General features: G+C 42.1%; 16 protein-coding genes and 1 pseudogene. 7 read left to right on the plus strand and 10 right to left on the minus strand.

All coding sequences use genetic code 11. The annotated features are described in order from the left end of the window. Window positions 1–98: 98 nt before the first annotated feature. Window positions 99–776 (minus strand): response regulator transcription factor, encoded by a 678-nt coding sequence (locus tag HC643_RS06205; RefSeq protein WP_038084809.1) that lies wholly within the window; start codon window positions 774–776, stop codon window positions 99–101. 97 nt (window positions 777–873) lie between these two features. Between HC643_RS06205 and HC643_RS06210 the strand changes: the two genes are divergently transcribed. Then, entirely contained in the window at window positions 874–2,613 is a 1,740-nt protein-coding gene (locus HC643_RS06210; RefSeq protein WP_050046370.1) for a CHASE3 domain-containing protein, read from the plus strand. Window positions 2,614–2,775: 162 nt separating this feature from the next. Here the strand turns inward: HC643_RS06210 and HC643_RS06215 are convergent, their stop codons facing one another. Continuing rightward, entirely contained in the window at window positions 2,776–3,354 is a 579-nt protein-coding gene (locus tag HC643_RS06215) for a DUF981 family protein (RefSeq protein ID WP_072040799.1), read from the minus strand. Window positions 3,355–3,505: 151 nt separating this feature from the next. On the opposite strand from HC643_RS06215, the gene HC643_RS06220 reads away from it, so the two are divergent. After that, window positions 3,506–4,207 (plus strand): bacteriorhodopsin, encoded by a 702-nt coding sequence (locus HC643_RS06220; RefSeq protein WP_050046369.1) that lies wholly within the window; start codon window positions 3,506–3,508, stop codon window positions 4,205–4,207. A 118-nt stretch (window positions 4,208–4,325) separates the two neighbouring features. Next, window positions 4,326–5,003 (plus strand): phosphoribosylglycinamide formyltransferase, encoded by a 678-nt coding sequence (purN, locus tag HC643_RS06225; protein WP_050046368.1) that lies wholly within the window; start codon window positions 4,326–4,328, stop codon window positions 5,001–5,003. A gap of 28 nt (window positions 5,004–5,031) precedes the next feature. On the opposite strand, the gene HC643_RS06230 is transcribed toward purN, so the two are convergent. Further along, the gene (locus HC643_RS06230; RefSeq protein ID WP_038084806.1) at window positions 5,032–5,364 is read right to left on the minus strand and encodes a hypothetical protein; all 333 of its coding nucleotides are present in this window, start codon (window positions 5,362–5,364) and stop codon (window positions 5,032–5,034) included. A 54-nt stretch (window positions 5,365–5,418) separates the two neighbouring features. Here HC643_RS06230 and HC643_RS06235 point away from each other — a divergent pair, with 54 nt between their 5' ends. Continuing rightward, a complete protein-coding gene (locus tag HC643_RS06235; RefSeq protein ID WP_038084803.1) occupies window positions 5,419–6,918 on the plus strand; it encodes an RNA-guided endonuclease InsQ/TnpB family protein in 1,500 nt (499 codons plus the stop codon). 69 nt (window positions 6,919–6,987) lie between these two features. Here HC643_RS06235 and HC643_RS06240 read toward each other — a convergent pair whose 3' ends face one another. From HC643_RS06240 to HC643_RS06255, 4 genes are all read right to left on the minus strand, one after another. Next, the gene (locus tag HC643_RS06240) at window positions 6,988–7,581 is read right to left on the minus strand and encodes a CPBP family intramembrane glutamic endopeptidase (protein ID WP_038084802.1); all 594 of its coding nucleotides are present in this window, start codon (window positions 7,579–7,581) and stop codon (window positions 6,988–6,990) included. 80 nt (window positions 7,582–7,661) lie between these two features. Continuing rightward, window positions 7,662–8,768: a DUF3326 domain-containing protein gene (locus tag HC643_RS06245; protein WP_038084800.1), complete on the minus strand. Its 1,107-nt coding sequence runs from the start codon at window positions 8,766–8,768 to the stop codon at window positions 7,662–7,664. 75 nt (window positions 8,769–8,843) lie between these two features. Continuing rightward, the gene (locus HC643_RS06250) at window positions 8,844–9,020 is read right to left on the minus strand and encodes a hypothetical protein (RefSeq protein ID WP_167844629.1); all 177 of its coding nucleotides are present in this window, start codon (window positions 9,018–9,020) and stop codon (window positions 8,844–8,846) included. A gap of 107 nt (window positions 9,021–9,127) precedes the next feature. Then, complete coding sequence (locus tag HC643_RS06255; RefSeq protein WP_038084797.1) at window positions 9,128–9,442, minus strand: 2Fe-2S iron-sulfur cluster-binding protein; 315 nt, start codon at window positions 9,440–9,442, stop codon at window positions 9,128–9,130. Window positions 9,443–9,836: 394 nt separating this feature from the next. On the opposite strand from HC643_RS06255, the gene acnB reads away from it, so the two are divergent. The 3 genes from acnB (at window position 9,837) to HC643_RS06270 (ending at window position 13,834) form a co-directional block, all read left to right on the plus strand. Continuing rightward, a complete protein-coding gene (acnB, locus tag HC643_RS06260; RefSeq protein ID WP_038084795.1) occupies window positions 9,837–12,500 on the plus strand; it encodes a bifunctional aconitate hydratase 2/2-methylisocitrate dehydratase in 2,664 nt (887 codons plus the stop codon). A 910-nt stretch (window positions 12,501–13,410) separates the two neighbouring features. Next, window positions 13,411–13,632, plus strand: a complete 222-nt coding sequence (locus HC643_RS06265; protein ID WP_038084793.1) for a type II toxin-antitoxin system HicB family antitoxin — start codon at window positions 13,411–13,413, stop codon at window positions 13,630–13,632. After that, window positions 13,622–13,834, plus strand: a complete 213-nt coding sequence (locus tag HC643_RS06270) for a type II toxin-antitoxin system HicA family toxin (RefSeq protein WP_038084790.1) — start codon at window positions 13,622–13,624, stop codon at window positions 13,832–13,834. Before HC643_RS06265 ends, HC643_RS06270 begins: the two co-directional genes overlap by 11 nt. 134 nt (window positions 13,835–13,968) lie before the next feature. Here HC643_RS06270 and HC643_RS06275 read toward each other — a convergent pair. The 3 genes and pseudogenes from HC643_RS06275 to HC643_RS06285 all read right to left on the minus strand — a co-directional run. Then, window positions 13,969–14,326 (minus strand): annotated as a pseudogene (locus HC643_RS06275) (Uma2 family endonuclease); the annotation flags it as partial. 260 nt (window positions 14,327–14,586) lie between these two features. Then, window positions 14,587–15,360 carry a peptidylprolyl isomerase gene (locus tag HC643_RS06280; RefSeq protein ID WP_038084788.1) on the minus strand — a complete coding sequence of 258 codons (774 nt, stop codon included), beginning with the start codon at window positions 15,358–15,360 and terminating at the stop codon, window positions 14,587–14,589. Between the two features lie 234 nt (window positions 15,361–15,594). After that, window positions 15,595–19,026 carry a glycerophosphodiester phosphodiesterase family protein gene (locus tag HC643_RS06285; RefSeq protein WP_038084786.1) on the minus strand — a complete coding sequence of 1,144 codons (3,432 nt, stop codon included), beginning with the start codon at window positions 19,024–19,026 and terminating at the stop codon, window positions 15,595–15,597. Window positions 19,027–19,419 lie beyond the last annotated feature (393 nt).

Here is a 19,419-nt window from a genome sequence, read left to right on the forward strand (position 1 = left end):
CTTCTTTGCGGAACGGGAATAAGGCTTTTGGTTGGCAATGCCCACCCAAATACGCTTATTTCAACGCCTTATGCCCTTAGTGTAGCCGCCTGATTTTCTTAAGAAACCTGCTTCATCCGATATCCCAATCCGTGAATTGTCTCAATCAAATCGTCTGGAGCTGCAACAGATCTGAGTTTCTGACGCAAAGCTTTGATATGAGCTTTGACTGTATCTTCCTCTGGAGGGTTTTCGCTGTTCCATAGGTTTTCCAAAATGACCGCACGGCTGAGAACTCTACGTCCATTCCGAAGTAAAAGTTCTAAAAGACTAAATTCTTTGGGTGTTAACTGTAAAGGGGCATTGAGATATGTTACTTCGTAGGTACTGGGATTTAGGTGCAAACTACCCCAGGTCAAAGTAGGTGTAGGGGCAAAACTCCCACGTCGTAATAAAGCACGAATGCGGGCTAATAATTCTTGCAAATCGAAAGGTTTGACAACGTAATCATCCGCACCAGCATCTAAACCGTTAATTTTATCGGTTCTTGTATCACAAGCTGTTAGCATGAGTATTGGCAAAGTATAGCCATGATGCCGCAAGCGCTGGCAGAGACTGATACCGTCTAGTAGGGGAAGCATAATATCTAGCAAAATCAGGTCGTAAGCTATAATCTTTATCTGTTTCCAAGCAGACTCCCCATCTTTCACTAAATCCACAACATAAAGCTGATCCGTTAACGCTTCACATAAAGCTTCCGCTAAACGCCCATTATCTTCTACAAGCAAAATTCGCATATCAACTACAAAGAAATTCTGAAAGAATCCTAATTCAAAAATTAGAAAGTGCTATCAATCATCATAGAAATTTTAGAGAGATCTTGCAGTGTTGTACATGAAGCGGTTGTTAGAAAGAAAAATTCTTATTGGTGGATTTGCCCTCGCAGTACTTATTCTCACTATTGTAAATACTATTTCGTATCAAAACACTGCAAAAGTTTTTACCACACAAAAACAAGTAGAGGCTTCCTATGAGGTGTTGCAAAAAGTTAGAGATATATTAACTACACTGCGAGATGCGGAAAGAGCAAGACGTGGTTATATTATTACAGGAAAAGAATCTTATCTAGAAACTTACGATACTGCTCTTAAAAGTATTAATACTGAACTCAGTGAAGCAAAAAATGCAACTTTTAATAATCAAAACCAACGTCACAGACTTAATCTTATTGAACCCCTGATAACGAAAAGAGTCAATTTAATTAAAACTTCAATTAAATTATACAAACAAAATCAATCAGATACAGAAACTCAAATAGCTTTGACCGATAAAGGTCTGCTGCTTCATGATGAAATTTGGCGGATTATTACTCAAATAGAAAACGAAGAGCAGCTACTATTACAGCATCGTAGGGCAGAGTCAGAAAAAAGTTTTCACTTCACAACTTTAATAACGATCGCAGGTTCCTGCTTTAGCTTTAGTCTATTGTTTTCTGTCTATTCACTCCTTCAGGCACAAATTAAAAAACGACAGCAGTTAGAAAGTGTTTTAAGAGAAAGCAAAAAACGATACCGAAAATTATTTGCAGTTAATCCACACCCTTTATGGGTTTACGATCTAGCAACTTTAAAGTTTTTAGTGGTCAATGAAGTTGCTGTTAAGCACTATGGTTATTCTCAAGCAGATTTCTTATCCATGACTGTTAAGAATATTTTGCCATCCGAAGACATAGAAAGTGTTATGAAGAGAATTTATCAACTCTCTCCGACAATCAAGCAAACAGCGATCGAGAGGCATAAGAAGCAAGATGGTACAATAATCGATGTTGAAGTCATTTCCCACGAACTGATTTTTCGAGGAAGATGTGCGAGGTTAGTACTGGCTCGGGATATTACTATAGAAAAACAAGCAAGAGAAGCAGAAGAAATACGGCGTAATTTAGAAAAAGAACTAGAATTGCAGGAATTGAAAACTCGCTTTTTTTCAATGGTATCCCATGAATTTCGTACTCCCCTAAGCACTATTTTGATTTCAACTCAAGTTTTAGAAAACTCCAAAGAATGGTCGGAAGAGAAAAAACGGAAAAATTTGCAACGCATTCAATCTTCAGCAAAAACAATGACACAACTATTGACGGATATTCTCACTCTGACAAGAGCCGAATCAGGAAAATTAGAGTTTAAACCTCATCCTCTAAATTTAGAAGATTTTTGTCACTCCATAGTGGAGGAAATTCAATTTAGTACGGGCACTCAACAAGATATTATTTTTATTCATCAATGTTTAGAAAAAATAGCTTGTATGGATGAAAAAATTCTGCGTTCAATTCTTACCAATCTACTTGATAATGCTATTAAATACTCGCCTCAAAATAGTAAGATATACTTTACTCTCACAAAGAATAGCGAACAAGCTATTTTTCAAATTCAAGACCGAGGAATTGGAATTAGTCAAGAAGAGCAAGAACAACTATACCAAGCTTTCCAAAGAGGTCAAAATGTGGGTGATGTACCGGGAACGGGATTGGGACTAGCGGTTGTGAAAAAATGTGTGGAGTTACATGGTGGTAGTATCAATGTTGAAAGTCAGCTAGAGGTTGGAACTACTTTTACAGTTTTACTTCCTTGGATGTAAGTAGGTCGGTGTTAAAAATTGTCGTCATGACAAGATAGATGGCAGATGATGAACACCCGACCATAAGGATTCATTCCAGGAAAGGGAGATGGCACAGTTAATTGCTGTAAATGTTGCATAAGAGAAGTCTAGCATTCCTTCATTGAAATTGGGCTTTGAATACTAAGGGGTTCTCATAGGTAATGGTTGCCAGTTTGAGTAGTCAGCCATATGACCCCAATAGGTTAAATACCCAGTTAAAGCAAAAATGAAAGCTGCTGCTATCAGAATAATTGTGCCAACTAACCTTAGAGTACGATTGGTACGTAAATAGAGTGTTGGTGCTGCAAAAATTCCAGCCAATCCTGTTAGGATAAATCCAATTCCTGTAAGCAAGGGACGTTTTGTTAAATCTAGATTAATAATACGTATACCAATTAAAAGAGCAGCAAGCCCTGCAAAAAATCCGTAAATAGCAATCGTAATTAAATCCCACCCTTGGGCTAGAGCTATGGAAGTAGCAATAAACAAAATTCCAAATAAAATAGTTGTTTCACCATAGGCAATATTGAAACTTCCTCGAACTGGCCAAGTAAAAGTCATGTGTAAGCCAGTCAAGAGTGCGATCGCTCCTGTTATACCAAAACCGGGAATCCAACGTTTTTGATTGGCTTGGTCCAAACCATAGTAAACGTAACTAGCAAGAAGAAACAGCCCTGCTACGAGATTTATTAACATTAAAGAGATGTAATTAATAAACACAATCTATCTTTCGGCACTGTTTGACCTGTATTTAAATATATAGGTTGGCTTTAATGAAATCTGCACCTAGAGATATTTTTCGCAATCAAAAATCTGACAAAATTTCAGATATCAACACAAAAATACATATTTATTAGGCTATAGACTTTGCATGACTCAAGCTTGGCTTTGGATTGGTGTCATTAGCATGGCACTGGGAAGTGTTTTTTTTGGATTTGGCGCACATAATGCCAAAAGCGAACGCTGGAAAATTTTGCACACGCTCAATTTTTTTATTTGCTTAATTGCGGCTGGGCTTTACTTAGCAATGGCATTGGGTTTGGGAGTTAATATTATTAACGATCGCCCTACCTACTGGGTGCGATTCCTAACTTGGTTTTTTTCAACGCCCCTTTTGCTACTGGATTTAACTTTTCTAGGAAGAACGAGTTTACCCATTACAGGTAGCTTGCTGGGAGCCAATGCCTATATGCTAGCGACTGGCTTTGTTGCTACAGTAACACCCAAGCCCATGAGTTACATTTGGTATGTAACGAGTTGTGCTGCATATCTAGCAATTGTTTATCTACTTGTAAAACCATATCGAGTTGAGGCTGAACGCCAACATCCGAGAGCGAAGCAAGCTTTCCGCAAGCTAGTAACGGTACATTTGGTATTATGGACACTTTATCCAATTGTATGGATTCTCAGCCCAGAAGGGTTTAGAGCCTTTGGTCAAGGTTCTGAGACAATGTTTTATACGCTGCTAGACATTGCTTCTAAAGTTGGTTTTGGTTTTCTCTCTTTGAACACTTTACACACTTTAGAACAGACAAGAGAATCAGTAAGAGAAACTCTAATGGCTAATGGCTAATGGCTAATGGCTAATGGTAAATTACAATTAGCTGTTAGCTATTAGCTATTAGCAAGTTTAGAGCAATTGCCAAACTCAGGTAAGATAATGTAGCGCAAATTACCCGCTCTACAGATTTATGAGTCAAAATTCCATAACTGACACGCTAGATGTTAGCTTGATTTCTCCAAGCATTACCAGTTACAAATCGATAGATGGTACTTTAAAACTGGGAATTATGGCTTCGGGAAATGGTAGTAATTTTGAAGCTATTGCTCAAGCAATTGACGATGGACGCTTATCTGCTAAAATTCAAGTTTTAATTTACAACAACCCCGATGCTTATGCTGCAGTACGAGCAGAAAAGAGGGGCGTACCTGTAGTACTTCTCAATCACCGCGACTACAAACGCCGTCAAGATTTGGACAGGCAAATCGTGCAGACTTTTCAGCAATACGGTGTGGAATGGATCGTTATGGCAGGTTGGATGCGACTGGCAACTTCTATTTTAATAGACGCTTTCCCTAACAGAATTCTTAATATTCATCCAAGCTTGTTGCCTAGTTTTAAGGGAGCGTATGCTATAGAAGCAGCACTTGCTGCGGGAGTAAAGATTGCTGGCTGTACGGTGCATCTTATTTGTTTGGAAATGGATAGCGGTCCCATTGTGATGCAAGCTGCTGTACCCGTGTTACCCGACGATACACCAGAAACACTTCACGCTAGGATTCAAGTGCAAGAGCATCGCATCTTACCAGATGCGATCGCTCTTGCCGCACTATCTCACAGTAATTTAAGGCGGAAGCCCACCAGTTAAAGGGAGAAAACCGAAAAGTTTTCTCCCTTTAACGTCCTTCAGGGGTGGGAGGAAGCCGTAGGCAGACGCCAGTCCGCTCAACGGGGGGAACCCTCCGTTCGCGTAGCGTGTCCGTTAGGACATAGTTTGCGGCTTGGGGGTTTCCCCCAAGCCGCAACTTCTCTTTGCACGCGGCTGGCTCCTTTAGCTGCCGTCCCCACCTTTCAACTAATTCGCTAATACTGACACCTTCAGACTCAGCCACTTGTTTCATTTTGTCCCAGGTACTAGGGGTGATCCATATTCCTTTTTGTATTTTGGTTTCTTCGTACAATAGCGGCTCATTTCTCTTAGCTTTTCTCTTTGGTCTAGAATTTGACATAGACTAGCTCCATGCATTAAGCTAATCGTAGGTCGATAAAGAGGATGAGTCAAGATGCAAGTTAGTTACCAGTACAAATTGCGCCCTAGGGAAAATCAATCAAAAGTTATGGATTCGTGGTTGGATATGCAGCGTAGTTTGTTTAACTGGTTTCTGGCTGACCGTATTGACGGCTATTATCAAACCTTTGTTATGGGTGAGTATTGCGATATTAGAACAAGAACTGAGCAATGCCCATTAACTTGTTCGTTGAGCAAGAACTCAAATTTGCACAATCCTTGGAAAAACCCAGACAAAAACGGAGTAGTCAAAAAGCGTTCTGCAAGTTTAATGCAAGATGCTTATTTGGCAGAAATGAAGCAAGCTAGACCTTGGTATAAGACAATCCACTCAAACGTGTTGCAAATGCTGGTAAAGCGTCTTGAGTGTTCTATGGAAGGCTTCTTTAAACATGGTCGTGGGTTTCCTTCATTTAAGAACAGGTCTAACTTTCGCTCTTTCCAGTACAAGCCAGGTGACGTTAAGCTCGACGGGAATAAAATATATCTGCCATTAATAGGGTGGATGCGTTTTTATAATTCTCGTCCTATCCCACAAGGATTCCAGATCCGTACCGTAACACTGCGTAAAAAAGCAGATGGTTGGTACACGAGTATATTAATTAGAGATGATTCAGTTCCTGATTATCCAACCCCAAAAGAAGTTAATACTATTGTGGGAGTGGATATGGGATTGACTAAGCTTGTTCATTGCTCAGATGGTTCTGAGTTTGACAATCCTCGTCCTAGTACGTCCAAGAAAGGTAAACGCACTCTAAAAATCAGGCAGCGACGTTTATCTAGGAAAAAGAAAGGTAGCGCAAACCGCAAGAAAGAGGCGCAAAAACTGGCTCGACTCCACAAAAAACGCGCTGATAAACGTAGTGCCTACCAATGGCTAGTTGCCAGCAAGATAGTTAGAAAAGCTGACGCTATTAGCGTGGAAGATCTCAACATCAAAGGGATGAAAGCAAGGTGTAAGCCTAAGCCTGATGATGTTAAACAAGGTCGATTTCTCAAGAATGGTCAATCCGCTAAACGCGGTTTGAATCGTTCTATTTCAGATGCTTCATGGGGAACTTTGATAGAAAAAATTCAGTACGCGGCTGCGAAGTCGGGAAAAAGTTTTTTCAAGGTTGATCCAAAAAACACGAGCCGTACTTGTTCCAAGTGTGGTGTCGTTGATGCCTTGTCTCGCTTTGGAGAAAAGTTTGTTTGCACATCGTGCGGACATGAAGCGCACGCAGACAAACAAGCGGCAGTTAACATTAAAACCCGTGCTGTACAACAAAACGGGTTAACAATCAAGAAACTTAAAAAGGTACGCAGGGACTCTGCGGAACCCAAACAATTAATATTGTTTGAAACGCCCAACCCTGAATTAACAGCGATTAAAAGGAGACACCGTGCCAGCAATGGCAAGCGCGGTGTGCCTGGGAACCCGCCAACCTCAGTACTACTGAGTCTGTGGGATAACGCGGAAATGGCATATTCGCGTGAATCCCACCCCTTCTAGGGGTGGGTGCGTCAAAAATCTACGTTGCTATCCTAGAAGGATGCTTGTTAGGTACAGATGTGAGTTTTGCTATATCTTGAGTGACGACTGTCCAACCTTCCATAGAAAGCTAGAAATCACATTGGCAATCACATGAGCAACAATTGGCACCAGTAAATTACCGCTCAAAAGAGCGCTGTATCCTAGTAACAATCCAACAACAGTCGCCCAAACTACATAAGGCCATTGTTGAGGACCGCTTAGGTGTAAGATACCAAAGCAAACGCTAGATATGATGACAGCTAAATGATTGAAGCCTAAGGCTGGTACCATAACACCGCGAAATAACAATTCTTCACTCAAACCAGGTAGTAGCCCCAACCAAACGATGTCTGGTAAAGCAAGGGGCTTCAATACCATTTCTAAGTAATAGTTTGCACTTCTACGGTAAGGAGTCCAAAGGCGATAGACTATGCCACTTAAAGTGGTGATAGATAGACCCAAAAAGGCTCCTAGCATTAACTCAGTTTGTTGCCAACGCCAGGACATTAAAGTAATATTGCCAAAGCGCAACCACAGTTTAGCGACTATCCACAAAATAACTGCAGTTACTCCCATCGCCACCAACACTTGGGTGCGTGTCAGGTATGGAACTTCTGGCTCGTGCTTGTGCTGTTGTGCCACGGGAGTCTCCTTAAGGAGGAAAATGAAAAAAATAATGAGTGCTTATTTATGTTAGTCTTGAACGCTTAACAATTCATCATTTATCTTTCATATTGTAATAATCGCAATCGGGATATTTTAGAACTGAGGGTGGATGGGTCGATCCCCGCTTGGTGGGCGACCAATACACCTATGGCTTCTAGATATGAATTGACTTGTATTGATTTGAGCCCCAATGGTTGGGGTGATACTTGTAGTTGAGTGTGATTTTCTGCCACTGTCACGATTTGGCATCGCTGAGTGCGGCTTAAGCTTAGTAAAGCGCTACTACCACAAGCAGTTGCAGGTACAATTGCCGCATCAACTTGATTAACCCAAATGTCTCCTGTTTTGGCTCCAATTTTGGGGCTTATTTTGGTTTCAGACTCGGACAATTGATGACTTTCCGCTACTAAAAATTGGGGTGCGCGACTCAAACCAACAAGCACGCTTGTTAAAAAAGTATAACCCAATTCTTCAGCAGCAGAGCGGGGAGATAAATTGGCATCGAGGGGAGGAGGTAAAAAAGCGGGGGAATGGGCGCAAGGGATCTGAAAAGTTCTAACAATTAAGTGACTGATGACTGCTTCTGCACCTGCTATGGGATCGACTCCTTGCCCTTGACGGTACTTTTGCTCTATTTCCTCATCTATGTTATCGGGAAAACGCGCAACAACGGCGATCGCTTCTGCCCCTGCTTTTTCAATTAAGACGGATGCTGCTCTCAACAGGCTATCTGGGTTACCGATTGTTCCCCAACTTGCTCCCGAAGCCGATGTCTGTAATTGTACTTTTAGTGGAGCATCAGTTATGACATAATCTGTTAAAGATAAACCCAGTGTAGCTCTAGCTGCATCTGCTGCTTGCAGGTGCCGCAATTGTAACTCCGGTTCAATTCCTTGGTCTAAAATCAAACCTATTCGATTCCGATAGACAGGGCGAAGTCCCCACTCACCGGCGGCAAATTTGTCAAGCCCGTAACCTTCTACGTAAAGAGCATTGGGTAAATTCCAGTAGAGATTTGCTCCATTGAGAACATTTGGGTGAGTAATCAAGCGATCGCAAACCCCAGCCACAGCTTTTGCCACTGGCAATGCATCTCCTGCATAGCCGCCAATGGATGCTCCCACACCAGTTGGTACAATTAAAATTGATGTATATAAATTCACAATGGTTAATTAATGGCTAATGGCTAATAGCTAATGGCTGATGGCTAACAATAATTAGCCATCAGCTATAAGGAACTAGCTTTCGTTAGTTACAACAGCTTCAACAGAGCAAGTTTGCTTTTTAACATCTACCGAGGTGATAGCCCAACGGAGAGGTTCTCCCTGTTTTTTTAGTTCTGCTTCAATTGCTTTTTGCAGTTCGGTGGGAGTTTCTTGTAAGTCAATTTCTGCAGTAATAAAATGAGTTGTCATCGTGTTATTCCTAACTTGTGTACGGAGGAGATATATACGTCTGTTTAATCCCGCAGAGAGGGCTCCAACATTTGCTGAAGACCTCGCATTTTAGATGAGGTTGCTTCCTATTTACCAAATTGCAACTGATAAACTATTTCTTCTTTCTCAGTTTCAATTTTCAAATCAGAGCGAGGATAGGCGACACAAAGCAATACGTAGCCCTGCTTTTGAAGGTCTGGACTAACGCCCATGCCATCAGTTTGATCCACAGTTCCGGAAATAATTTGAGCTGCACAAGTCGTGCAAACTCCTGCATGACAGGAACTCGGCAACTCTAAACTAGCAGCATCAGCGACTGATAGGATGGTTTCATTTTCGGCAACTTGCAAAGTATGAGTTTTGCCTTGGTGGATAATTTCAACTGTGTGTGTTGTGGGCATAGATAATGAGTCAGTATGAAGTATGAAGTATGAAGTATAAACTTATCACCTCTATGACATTGATAAAAGTAGGAAACATGAATCTTGAAAAAACTTGATTTTTCTGCTAACCGTAGCTTGGCATATCACAATAAGTTTTTCTGCGAACATTCATGCTTTATACTTCATACTTCTTCAGTCAAATATTTTATCCTATGAATAGGCAGAAACCCAATTAAGAAAAGCAAACAAAAGAGTTATCTTAAAAGAGCTTGACTAAGAAACGCACATCGGAGCGTGATAATTATAAGTCCTTTTAAGAGGGGTTAGGGTAATGGGGTTAGGGACTAGAGAATTCCACCTGACCCCAGACTCCTAACCCCTAACCCGTGTAGTTGAATATCTGGAGAGCAGAATGTTAGAATCATACCGCAGACACGTTACAGAAAGAGCCGCCCTTGGAATCCCCCCCTTACCGTTAGATGCAAAACAAACATCAGAATTATGTGAATTACTGAAAAATCCTCCTGCGGGTGAAGAAGAGACATTACTGCATTTGTTGCGCGATCGCGTTTCTCCTGGGGTCGATCCTGCAGCGTATGTCAAAGCAGGATTTCTCACTGCCATCGCAAAAAAGGAAGTAACTAGCCCCTTGATTTCACCTATTGCTGCAGTGCAATGGTTGGGTACGATGGTAGGTGGTTACAACGTCCAATCGTTAATTGAACTTTTGCAAACTCCCACCACATCCCTATCGGATTCTTCGGAAACACCCCTAGTGATGAAAGGGCAAGGAAAGGAACCGATAGCCGCCTATGCAGCAGAGGCATTAAGCAAAACCCTTTTGGTGTATGATTCCTTCCACGATATTCTAGAATTATCTAAAACTAATCCTTTCGCCAAACAGGTCATTGATTCTTGGGCAGAAGCTGAATGGTTTACATCTCGTCCAACATTACCAGAATTCATCAATGTCACTGTCTTCAAAGTACCGGGCGAGACAAATACCGATGACTTATCCCCCGCAACTCAGGCTACCACACGTCCCGATATTCCCCTACACGCCTTGGCAATGTTGGAAAGTAGATTGCCAGGTTCGCTGCAAACTATCGCTGAGTTAAAGAAAAAAGGTTTTCCCATAGCTTACGTTGGGGATGTGGTAGGGACTGGTTCCTCCCGCAAGTCGGCAATTAACTCCGTACTGTGGCACATCGGGCATGATATTCCTTATGTACCCAACAAGCGATCGGGAGGGTATATTTTAGGCGGTACCATCGCGCCCATATTCTTTAATACTGCAGAAGATGCTGGTGCTTTACCCATCCAGTGCGATGTCACAAAGATGGAAACCGGGATGGTCATTACTATCTACCCGCATAGAGGAGAAATTACCAACGCAGATGGCGAAGTAATTTCCACCTTCACCCTCAAACCCGACACAATACTTGATGAAGTCCGTGCTGGCGGACGCATACCCTTACTGATCGGACGTACCCTCACGGATAAAACCAGACTTGCGCTTGGTTTAGAACCCAGCACCATCTTTATCCGTCCCAAGCAACCCGCCGACACGGGCAAAGGTTATACCTTGGCACAAAAAATGGTAGGTAAAGCTTGCGGTTTACCAGGAGTTCGTCCCGGTACATCCTGCGAACCGCTTGTGACAACCGTTGGTTCTCAGGATACAACAGGACCGATGACCCGCGATGAATTAAAAGAACTTGCTTGTCTCGGTTTCTCTGCTGACTTGACGCTTCAGACTTTCTGTCATACAGCAGCTTATCCCAAACCAGTTGATATCAAAACTCAAAAGGAACTACCCGACTTCTTCGCCTCTCGTGGGGGTGTTGCTTTACGTCCCGGCGATGGTATCATTCACTCTTGGTTAAACCGGATGTTGTTACCAGATACCGTAGGAACAGGTGGAGACTCCCACACTCGTTTCCCTCTAGGTATTTCCTTCCCCGGTGGTTCTGGACTGGTGGCGTTTGCTGCAGCATTGGGTGTGATGCCATTAGATATGCCAGAATCCGTGTTGGTAAGGTTTAAAGGAGAGTTGCAACCCGGTATTACTCTCAGGGATATAGTGAATGCCATTCCCTATGTAGCAATTCAGAAAGGTTTGCTTACAGTAGAGAAGCAGAACAAGAAAAATGTCTTTGCTGGGCGAATTCTGGAAATGGAAGGCTTGCCAGATTTGAAAGTTGAGCAAGCGTTTGAACTGACTGATGCAACTGCCGAACGTTCTTGTGCTGGTTGTACAATCAAATTGAGCGTTGAGACAATTTCAGAATATCTGCGTTCCAACATAGCTCTGTTGAAGAACATGGTAGCACGGGGTTATCAAGATGCCCGTACTCTCATGCGGCGCGTTGCCAAGATGGAAGAGTGGTTGGCAAACCCGGTACTCTTAGAAGCAGATGCGGATGCAGAATATGCAGAAATTATCGAAATTGATTTGAACGAAATCAAAGAACCCATTGTAGCTGCGCCTAACGACCCCGATAACGTGAAATTATTATCGGAAGTTGCTAATGACCCAGTACAAGAAGTATTCCTTGGTTCTTGTATGACAAATATCGGTCATTATCGTGCCATGGCAAAGGTGTTGGATGGTGCGGGTGCAGTGAAAACGCGCTTGTGGGTTTCTCCACCAACTCGCATGGACGAACAGCAACTAAAAGAAGAAGGTGTTTATGGTATTTTTGGTGCTGCGGGTGCGCGGACAGAAATGCCAGGTTGCAGTTTGTGTATGGGTAACCAGGCGCGAGTTGCTGATGGCGTAACGGTGTTTTCTACTTCTACCCGCAACTTCAATAACCGCATGGGTAAAGATGCACGAGTTTATCTCGGTTCAGCGGAATTAGCTGCAGTTTGTGCGCTGTTGGGAAGGATTCCAACCGTGCAGGAATATTTAGATATTGTGGCAAACAAGATTCATCCTTTTGCTGATAATTTGTATCGGTATTTGAATTTCGATCAAATTGCTGGTTTTGAGGATGAAGGGCGGGTCATTCCGTTAGAACAAATGCCCAAAATAGAAGACATTTTGGGTATGCCTGCAGCGTCTAAAAAGTAGTTTATCTATAGTGGGCAATACTAACCCTATCAAGGTGACTTAAAAAATTGCGATCCAAGCGGCAATTCCTCATCTTCTCTCTCTGTGCTCTCTGCGCCTGGTGCGGTTTAAAAGTAATTTATCTAACCGCCGAGACCCAGAGGACGCAGAGGTAAGAGGTGAGAAAGCGATTGATTTGTTGAAGTTTTTATTCACCTCAGCAGGGCTAGGTGGGCAATGCCCACTATAAAGACACAAAAAAAGTTTAATCATTTATAGTAAGAAGGGAAGTGTCTTTTTTTACCACAAATTGCTACACGCTTTATCTTATCAGCCTTTCAAGCTCCTTTGTCACCCCTCAGGTATTAGACCTAACTCCAAGTGATACAACAAGAGATTCAATTTGGTTCGAGCGATCTCTGTTCTATCAGATTTTCGCGTTTGCTTGGGGTGTTGGAGGCATTCGCCTTTCTCTTGAACTAGAATCTACAGTGTTGTAGTGGTATAAGTCCACTATCCGAAGGAACAAAATAAATAAAACAGGACAAGAAATAATGAGTTACTTGAAAATTGATGCCTTAATACAGGCAATAGTATATAGCGCTTCCCACTCTGCTGAGGTACGATTTGAAATTTGCTTGTATTATTGATAAGGGTTCAAAAAATCTAGGTGTACCTCATGTGCTTGGGAAAGGCTATATTGCGCTCAAGCAAGTCAACAAAATCTTGGGCGTCGATTTGCTGCTTATTTTAGACGAAAGCTAGGTAAAGCAGGAGCACATGGAGAAAGAAAACTTAAGGATCAAAGGATTTTTTTCAGTCTAACTTATATAAAAATATGCTATTCTTAGCTAAAGATTACCTGCATTTTTGATGCAACTTAAATTTAGCTTCTTAACTCAAAATATTGCTCAGAGTTCGAGTTATCTTTATGAATTTTTTACTGAACTATACTATTGTTATACGTCCTGATGATAATGGTACTTTTGTCGCTTATCTTCCAGCAATTCCTGGCTGTCATGCATGGGGACAAACCCCAGATGAAGCTCGTACTGAACTGGTTTGTGTTTTTGAAATGATTAAGCAAGAATACGAAGAACAAGGACGTTCTCTCCCTAATGATGTCGATCTAGTAATTGCCAATGCCAGCTAAAGCCAGCGAATTACAACGAGTTGCTCGGAAACTAGGGTTTGAAAAGGTGAGACAAAAAGGGAGTCACAGTCGTTGGCAACATTCAGATGGACGAGCAACCACTATTCCCGTTCATGCTAACGCTGAAATTGGTAGTTGGTTGTTTCATCAGATTCTTAAGCAATTGGGTATTACAGAGGAAGAATTTAACCAGTTACGCTAGGTGGGGAGATCTCCAATTCACTCTCAGAACCAATTCTTGTATTTAACTGTAATTGCGACATTAGCTGTGGTTTGTGCTCTGTTGGGAAGGATTGCAAAGCGCTCGGCAAACTTAAGGTAATAATCATCCCGCTAATTAGTACTAACGACTTCGACTACTAAGGGGACAGATGCCGATTGAGTGACTGTTGACTGTTTTTGAAAAAGAACCTCATTGCTGAGATTCTCAAGATTTAGCTAAAGCTGGTAAATAAGTAGATTTGGCAGAAGGTGTTTTAACAAAAGCTGTTTTAGGAATACGATACGGTAACCCTAATCTGACATACTCTATAGTGATTTTCTCGGCTAAAAATCCAACAACTTTTTCATGGTCTCCAGTTGGAGGTGGTATCTCTATAATGACTCCATGGCGTAACTCGTAGCGCTTTCCATCGTTTGGGTACCAGCCAATAAATTCTTCGTAGGTTATTAATTTAGGTAGGGCGTGGGTCATAAGTTAGCACCTCCCAATATATTTGCCTTCTATTCAGGGAGCATTAACATTGCTGAAATTATAATTCTATTGTAATCTCATGTTTTATTCCCTTCGGTGCTCTCAAATTATCGCTCTTGTTCTCCTCTTTCTTCGTGTCCTTTGCGTCTTTGCGGTTCATTTAAATAATCTTTAGGAGAGCAAGGACTAATTTCACAAGCATAATACCTTTGCCCTAGCTTCAATTATTTGCATCTGCATTAACCACACGGGAAGCACTATCAAGCACTCTTAACTTCCTTGTGTTCGTCTTGAATTTCTGGAAAATCCTCTTTAAGATTTTGCATGCACTCTTTTAACTGAGTTTGCAGCCAATTCTCATATAATTCGTTCAGCAGACGTTGCTTTGTTGCTTCATCTAATTGTGCTGGTAAAAACTTTTCAAGCCGCAGTATGACGATCCAATCACCTAAAGGCGTGGGTGGTAAAAGTTGACCGGGCTGAACGGATGACAGCATTTTTGCTAAGGCTGGATGGGGAACTCCTAACTCTACAGGACCGAGTATACCGCCTGTTTGTGCTTCCGGACCATCTGAATATTCGCGAGCGAGTTCGCTAAACGATTGTTCTCCTTCTTGAATTCGGAAGTACAATTCTTGGGCAATACAAATGTCTTTTACCCGTATCAGCGAATACACAACTCTATCTAACTTTGCTTTGCGTTGGACAAAGTAAGATTGCAATTTATCTCCCCAAGTCGTTTTTTTGAAGGTTTCAAGTTTGACGTTACGGGTCACTTGATAATCGAGTTGTTTGCGGTCTATTCCACGGGCTTGCAACCAAGCTTCAAGCTCTGTATCGGAATTCAACTGTTGCTGTTGATAAAACTGCTTGTAAATCTGAGCTGTTTCTTCTGGTGATAGGGTAATATTAGAAATTGCCGATTCTACAACCATTTCTTGTACCAACTGCGGTAGTATTCCGTACTGCTTTAGTAGAGGAACAATGTTAGTTTTTGTAATTGTTTGCGAACCTATTTGTAAAATGGGAGTCATAAAATAGTTAAAGTTAAAAGATATCAAACACTCTGTAGATCGGCAAGCACCTTGTTTATTAATTTTACGTAAATTAAAAGTATAAATAAATACTTAATAATGGTTTAACAAGAAACTTAGCTCTTCTAAAGTATTTTAATTGTATTTCTCGTAGTTGGCATACCAAACAGGTGAGATTCCCGACTTCTCCAAGAAATCGGGAATCTTATGGCTGAGTAGAAATTTCGGGTTTCGTTAAGCGCTCAAGCCATCAGTATTGCCGATCGCTATGTTATCGTTAGCTAAACCATACTGCAACCCAGCAAGTCCCACGCGTGGGTCGAGATTGAGTGTTGTTCCTAACTCAAGCACGAGAATTTCATTGTTGTCCGGAGCAGACGATCGCCCACCACCACCGGGGTAGTTGTTATCATTGGCAACTAAGATCGTGTTGCGATCGAGCACCAACACATCCTCGATAGTCACAAAGGGGAAGGTAAACAATTGACTGCCATCGCCATTCAAGTCCTTTGGATCTTGAACGTTCAGCAGGTTGGCAACTTCCTCTTTAGCAACAAAGCCATTGGCATCTTTCTGAGAAAGGTCAACTTTGAAAATCTTTTTAAATTGTGCGGTAGCACCTTGACCGTTATCACGCTCAATGACAAGATACTCACTATCGTTAATAACGGTAAAATCACCAATGGCGTTGCTTGGGTTTTCCAGTTGATAGTAACCAGCAATACCATCAAACTTATTCGATACCAGATCGTATTGGTAGATTCTCAACGAACCTACCGGATCGCCCACCACAGTTCCTTCAAGTAATGGGTACAGAGTCGTTTTACTGGGGTTAATTGCTAAGCCCTCAAATCCTCTAGAACCACCAAGATTAGAAACTACGGGTTCTCCTACATACAAGTCGCGTACCGTATCGCCTGTTCCGGGGAAGTCTGTGAAGAAACCATCAACACCCAACTCGATGAACTGCTTGTACTCCTGTACGGGATCGCCGTTGTAATCTGATGCTAAGAAGACACTTTCATTGCGGAAGGTGTAAGGATGGACCAACAAACCGGCAGTATGGGCATCTTGAACTAAAGTTGTGGGATTACCCAAAACTCTATCCGCATCGTTAATAGTCCCATCACCATTAAGGTCATCTGGCTGACCGTCACCGTTGCGATCGACTGTTTGCGCTGGGACAATTAAACGTTTGTTGGGACCGATACCAGATGCGTAGTCATTGACAAAATCTAATCCTGTTGGGGTTGCTAAGTCGCCATAGGTACGAGAGTCGCCACTGACTGTAAAGTCATAAGGCTTTTCTGTTGCATTACCATATAACTGAACCAGTGGCACGTCAATCCCTGCTTTGGGCAACAGTACATCATTCAGTTCTTGTAAATTTCCCACTTCAAAGGATTGGATAAAGATCCGCGTTGGATCGGTAAAGCTCTTAGCAACTAAAGTATCAACTAACTCTTTACCCAAGTTGGTATTGATAGGGGTTCCATCGATACGTTTGCCTTCCGTGGCAAAATAGGTGGGGTGCTTAGTTTCAGGATAAATGCCTATCTTGCGCCCGGTTTCTTTTTCCACCTGCTGCACTAAGTCAATGACTTCTGCTAGGGTAGGAATCTTTAAACCATCATTGTTGTATTCAGTTCCTCGCAAATCGGGTAAGCGTTCGATAGCATTGAGAGTTTTAATTTCTGCGAGGGTAAAGTCTTCCGAGAACCAGCCCCGGATAGTACGACCGTCAATGACTTTAGTGGTCAGACGGTCGGCGAACTCAGGACGTTGGTAAACGTCCGTGCTGGTGTCCGAAGTGTTGAGCGTACCATCTGCGTTAAGAATGGCAAGAGCGTTTTCGTGACGGGCAATTAGGACACCATCTTTGGTAGCAACTAGGTCGGGTTCGATAAAATCAGCACCTAATGCGATCGCTAATTTATACGATTCCAAAGTATGCTCCGGGCGAGATCCGCTAGCTCCTCTATGACCGATAACAATAGGAGCGCTACCAGTTAAGGTATCAAATTCAGCCCTTTTCAAGACATCAGGGTTGTCAGGGGAGCGTACAAAAGTTCCGACGATCTGGTCGCGAACTAAGTCAGCAGTACCGGGAAAATCACTGAAGAGAGCATCAACTCCAAGTTGGTAAAACTGTCTGTACTCTAGTTGTGGATTGCCGTTGTAATCTGATGCTAGATAACGTCCTTCATTACGGAAGGTATAAGGATGTACCTGTAACCCTGCTGCATGGGCATCTTGTACGAGTGTTGTTGGTGGAGTGGTCACTTTGTCAGCATCATTGATGACACCATCATTGTTGAGATCGTCTGGATTGCCATCTCCATCGCGATCGACTGTCTTCACTGAGACAATCATCCGCTTCCACGGACCAATACCATCAGCATAAGTCGCTATTTCTTTCAAGCCTTCTGGAGTCCGCAGATCCGCATAAGTCCGGGAATCTCCACTGACAACAAAATCATAAGGTTTGGTTTCAATCAACGAACCATCATCTCTGACATCAACAGCATCTAACAACTGAACCAAGGGAATATCTGTTTTCTGATTGAGTTCTTTGAGGTTGCTGGTTTCAAAAGATTGGATAAAAATTCGGCTGGGGTCGGTAAACCCTGTTTTTTCCAGGGTGGCTAACAGGGGTTCTTCTAAAGATAAACCAATGGAGTCATGGTAAGTGGGGTGTTTGGTTTCGGGATAGATACCAATTTTCTTCCCTGTTTGTGCTCCTACCTCTTTAACCAAATTGATGACTTCTTCTAAGGTAGGAATTTCAAACACTCCATTGAAGACTTGAGGGCGGAAGCTTTGAGGCATAATTGCCCGTAAAGTTTTGATTTCTGCTAGGGTAAAATCTTCAGCCCAGAAACCTTCTTCAGTTACTCCATCAATGACTTTAGTTTTTTTACGCTCAGCAAACTCAGCACGAGTTGAGACATCGGTTGTAGCTATCAAATTGGGTTCGTGACGAGCAATCAGAACTCCATCTTTGGTAGAAACCAAATCTGGTTCAATGAAGTCTGCACCTCTTTCTATTGCTAGCTTGTAAGCTTCGAGAGTGTGTTCTGGCAATTCACCGCTTGCACCTCGGTGTCCGATAACTAGAGGGGCTTGACCGTTAAGGGTATTGAGTTGAACAACACTGCGGTTAGGGACGGAAATAGGAGCCTCAAGGAGCTTACCCGTGCTGTCAAAATGCAGCAAGTAAGGTCCAAACTCATCACCGACCCACAGCGTACCATCTTTTGCTAGGACAAATGACTCTACATCAAAATCTGCACCTGTTAACAAGCGATCGCTCGTGCTTTCATTAACAATCTTAAAGGGGACTCGGTTATCTGGGTCAGATAGTTGTATATAATTTAACACCTTAACACTCCCGTCGCCCCCTTCTATACCTTGGAAACTGGGGTCAAGGCGATAAATTCGTAACAGGTAATCCGCGCTATTATTTTTTGCACCAAAACCATTATCTGTTAAAAACCAGAAAGTATTTTGGTCGGCAAACTGTACACCACTAAAGCCCTGAACGGGTTGACCAGGAAATGGAGTGGTTCGTCCATTGGTACTTGTAAGAAATGTGCCAGATTGAGGACCTTCGGCAAATGTATCTGCTGGTAGAACTGCAAATCCCTTGAGTGTTACGTCTGCCATAATTTTTTCCTATTTTGTGAGACACACAATGTCCTGAGCTTTGGATATTCTGCTTATCCATAGCAAAGAACAATGGCTTTTTTAAAGGATAAAGGATGAAGTTTGAAGGATAGAGTATTTCATTTTTTAGACTTGATACTGCATCCTGTTTCATCTTTTATTCCTATTGAGGCTTTTTTGCACCCTGTAATTTCTTTATCAAAATTAAAATTGGATCGTGAAGATCGAGCCAGTGCTTTCTATAGAAAGTCTCAAAGAATACATTTCGTGCATTTAATCTGATAAATTGCACGGAAGTTTGAGTTAAGCTTTCTATACAATTCCATCCAACCGCCTCTAGGTTAAGAACAATAAATCTTTTGATTAAGATTCAGTATTTTTTCTAAATAAGTA

The organism is Tolypothrix bouteillei VB521301 (assembly GCF_000760695.4).
Lineage (GTDB): Bacteria > Cyanobacteriota > Cyanobacteriia > Cyanobacteriales > Nostocaceae > Scytonema > Scytonema bouteillei_A.

Bases quoted from the DNA above. Each gene is read 5' to 3' on its own strand.
- HC643_RS06205 (WP_038084809.1), bottom strand. From the start codon at position 776: ATGCGAATTTTGCTTGTAGAAGATAATGGGCGTTTAGCGGAAGCTTTA.
- HC643_RS06210 (WP_050046370.1), top strand. From the start codon at position 874: ATGAAGCGGTTGTTAGAAAGAAAAATTCTTATTGGTGGATTTGCCCTC.
- HC643_RS06220 (WP_050046369.1), top strand. From the start codon at position 3,506: ATGACTCAAGCTTGGCTTTGGATTGGTGTCATTAGCATGGCACTGGGA.
- purN (WP_050046368.1), top strand. From the start codon at position 4,326: ATGAGTCAAAATTCCATAACTGACACGCTAGATGTTAGCTTGATTTCT.
- HC643_RS06230 (WP_038084806.1), bottom strand. From the start codon at position 5,364: ATGTCAAATTCTAGACCAAAGAGAAAAGCTAAGAGAAATGAGCCGCTA.
- HC643_RS06235 (WP_038084803.1), top strand. From the start codon at position 5,419: ATGCAAGTTAGTTACCAGTACAAATTGCGCCCTAGGGAAAATCAATCA.
- HC643_RS06250 (WP_167844629.1), bottom strand. From the start codon at position 9,020: ATGACAACTCATTTTATTACTGCAGAAATTGACTTACAAGAAACTCCC.
- HC643_RS06255 (WP_038084797.1), bottom strand. From the start codon at position 9,442: ATGCCCACAACACACACAGTTGAAATTATCCACCAAGGCAAAACTCAT.
- acnB (WP_038084795.1), top strand. From the start codon at position 9,837: ATGTTAGAATCATACCGCAGACACGTTACAGAAAGAGCCGCCCTTGGA.
- HC643_RS06265 (WP_038084793.1), top strand. From the start codon at position 13,411: ATGAATTTTTTACTGAACTATACTATTGTTATACGTCCTGATGATAAT.
- HC643_RS06270 (WP_038084790.1), top strand. From the start codon at position 13,622: ATGCCAGCTAAAGCCAGCGAATTACAACGAGTTGCTCGGAAACTAGGG.
- HC643_RS06280 (WP_038084788.1), bottom strand. From the start codon at position 15,360: ATGACTCCCATTTTACAAATAGGTTCGCAAACAATTACAAAAACTAAC.
- HC643_RS06285 (WP_038084786.1), bottom strand. From the start codon at position 19,026: ATGGCAGACGTAACACTCAAGGGATTTGCAGTTCTACCAGCAGATACA.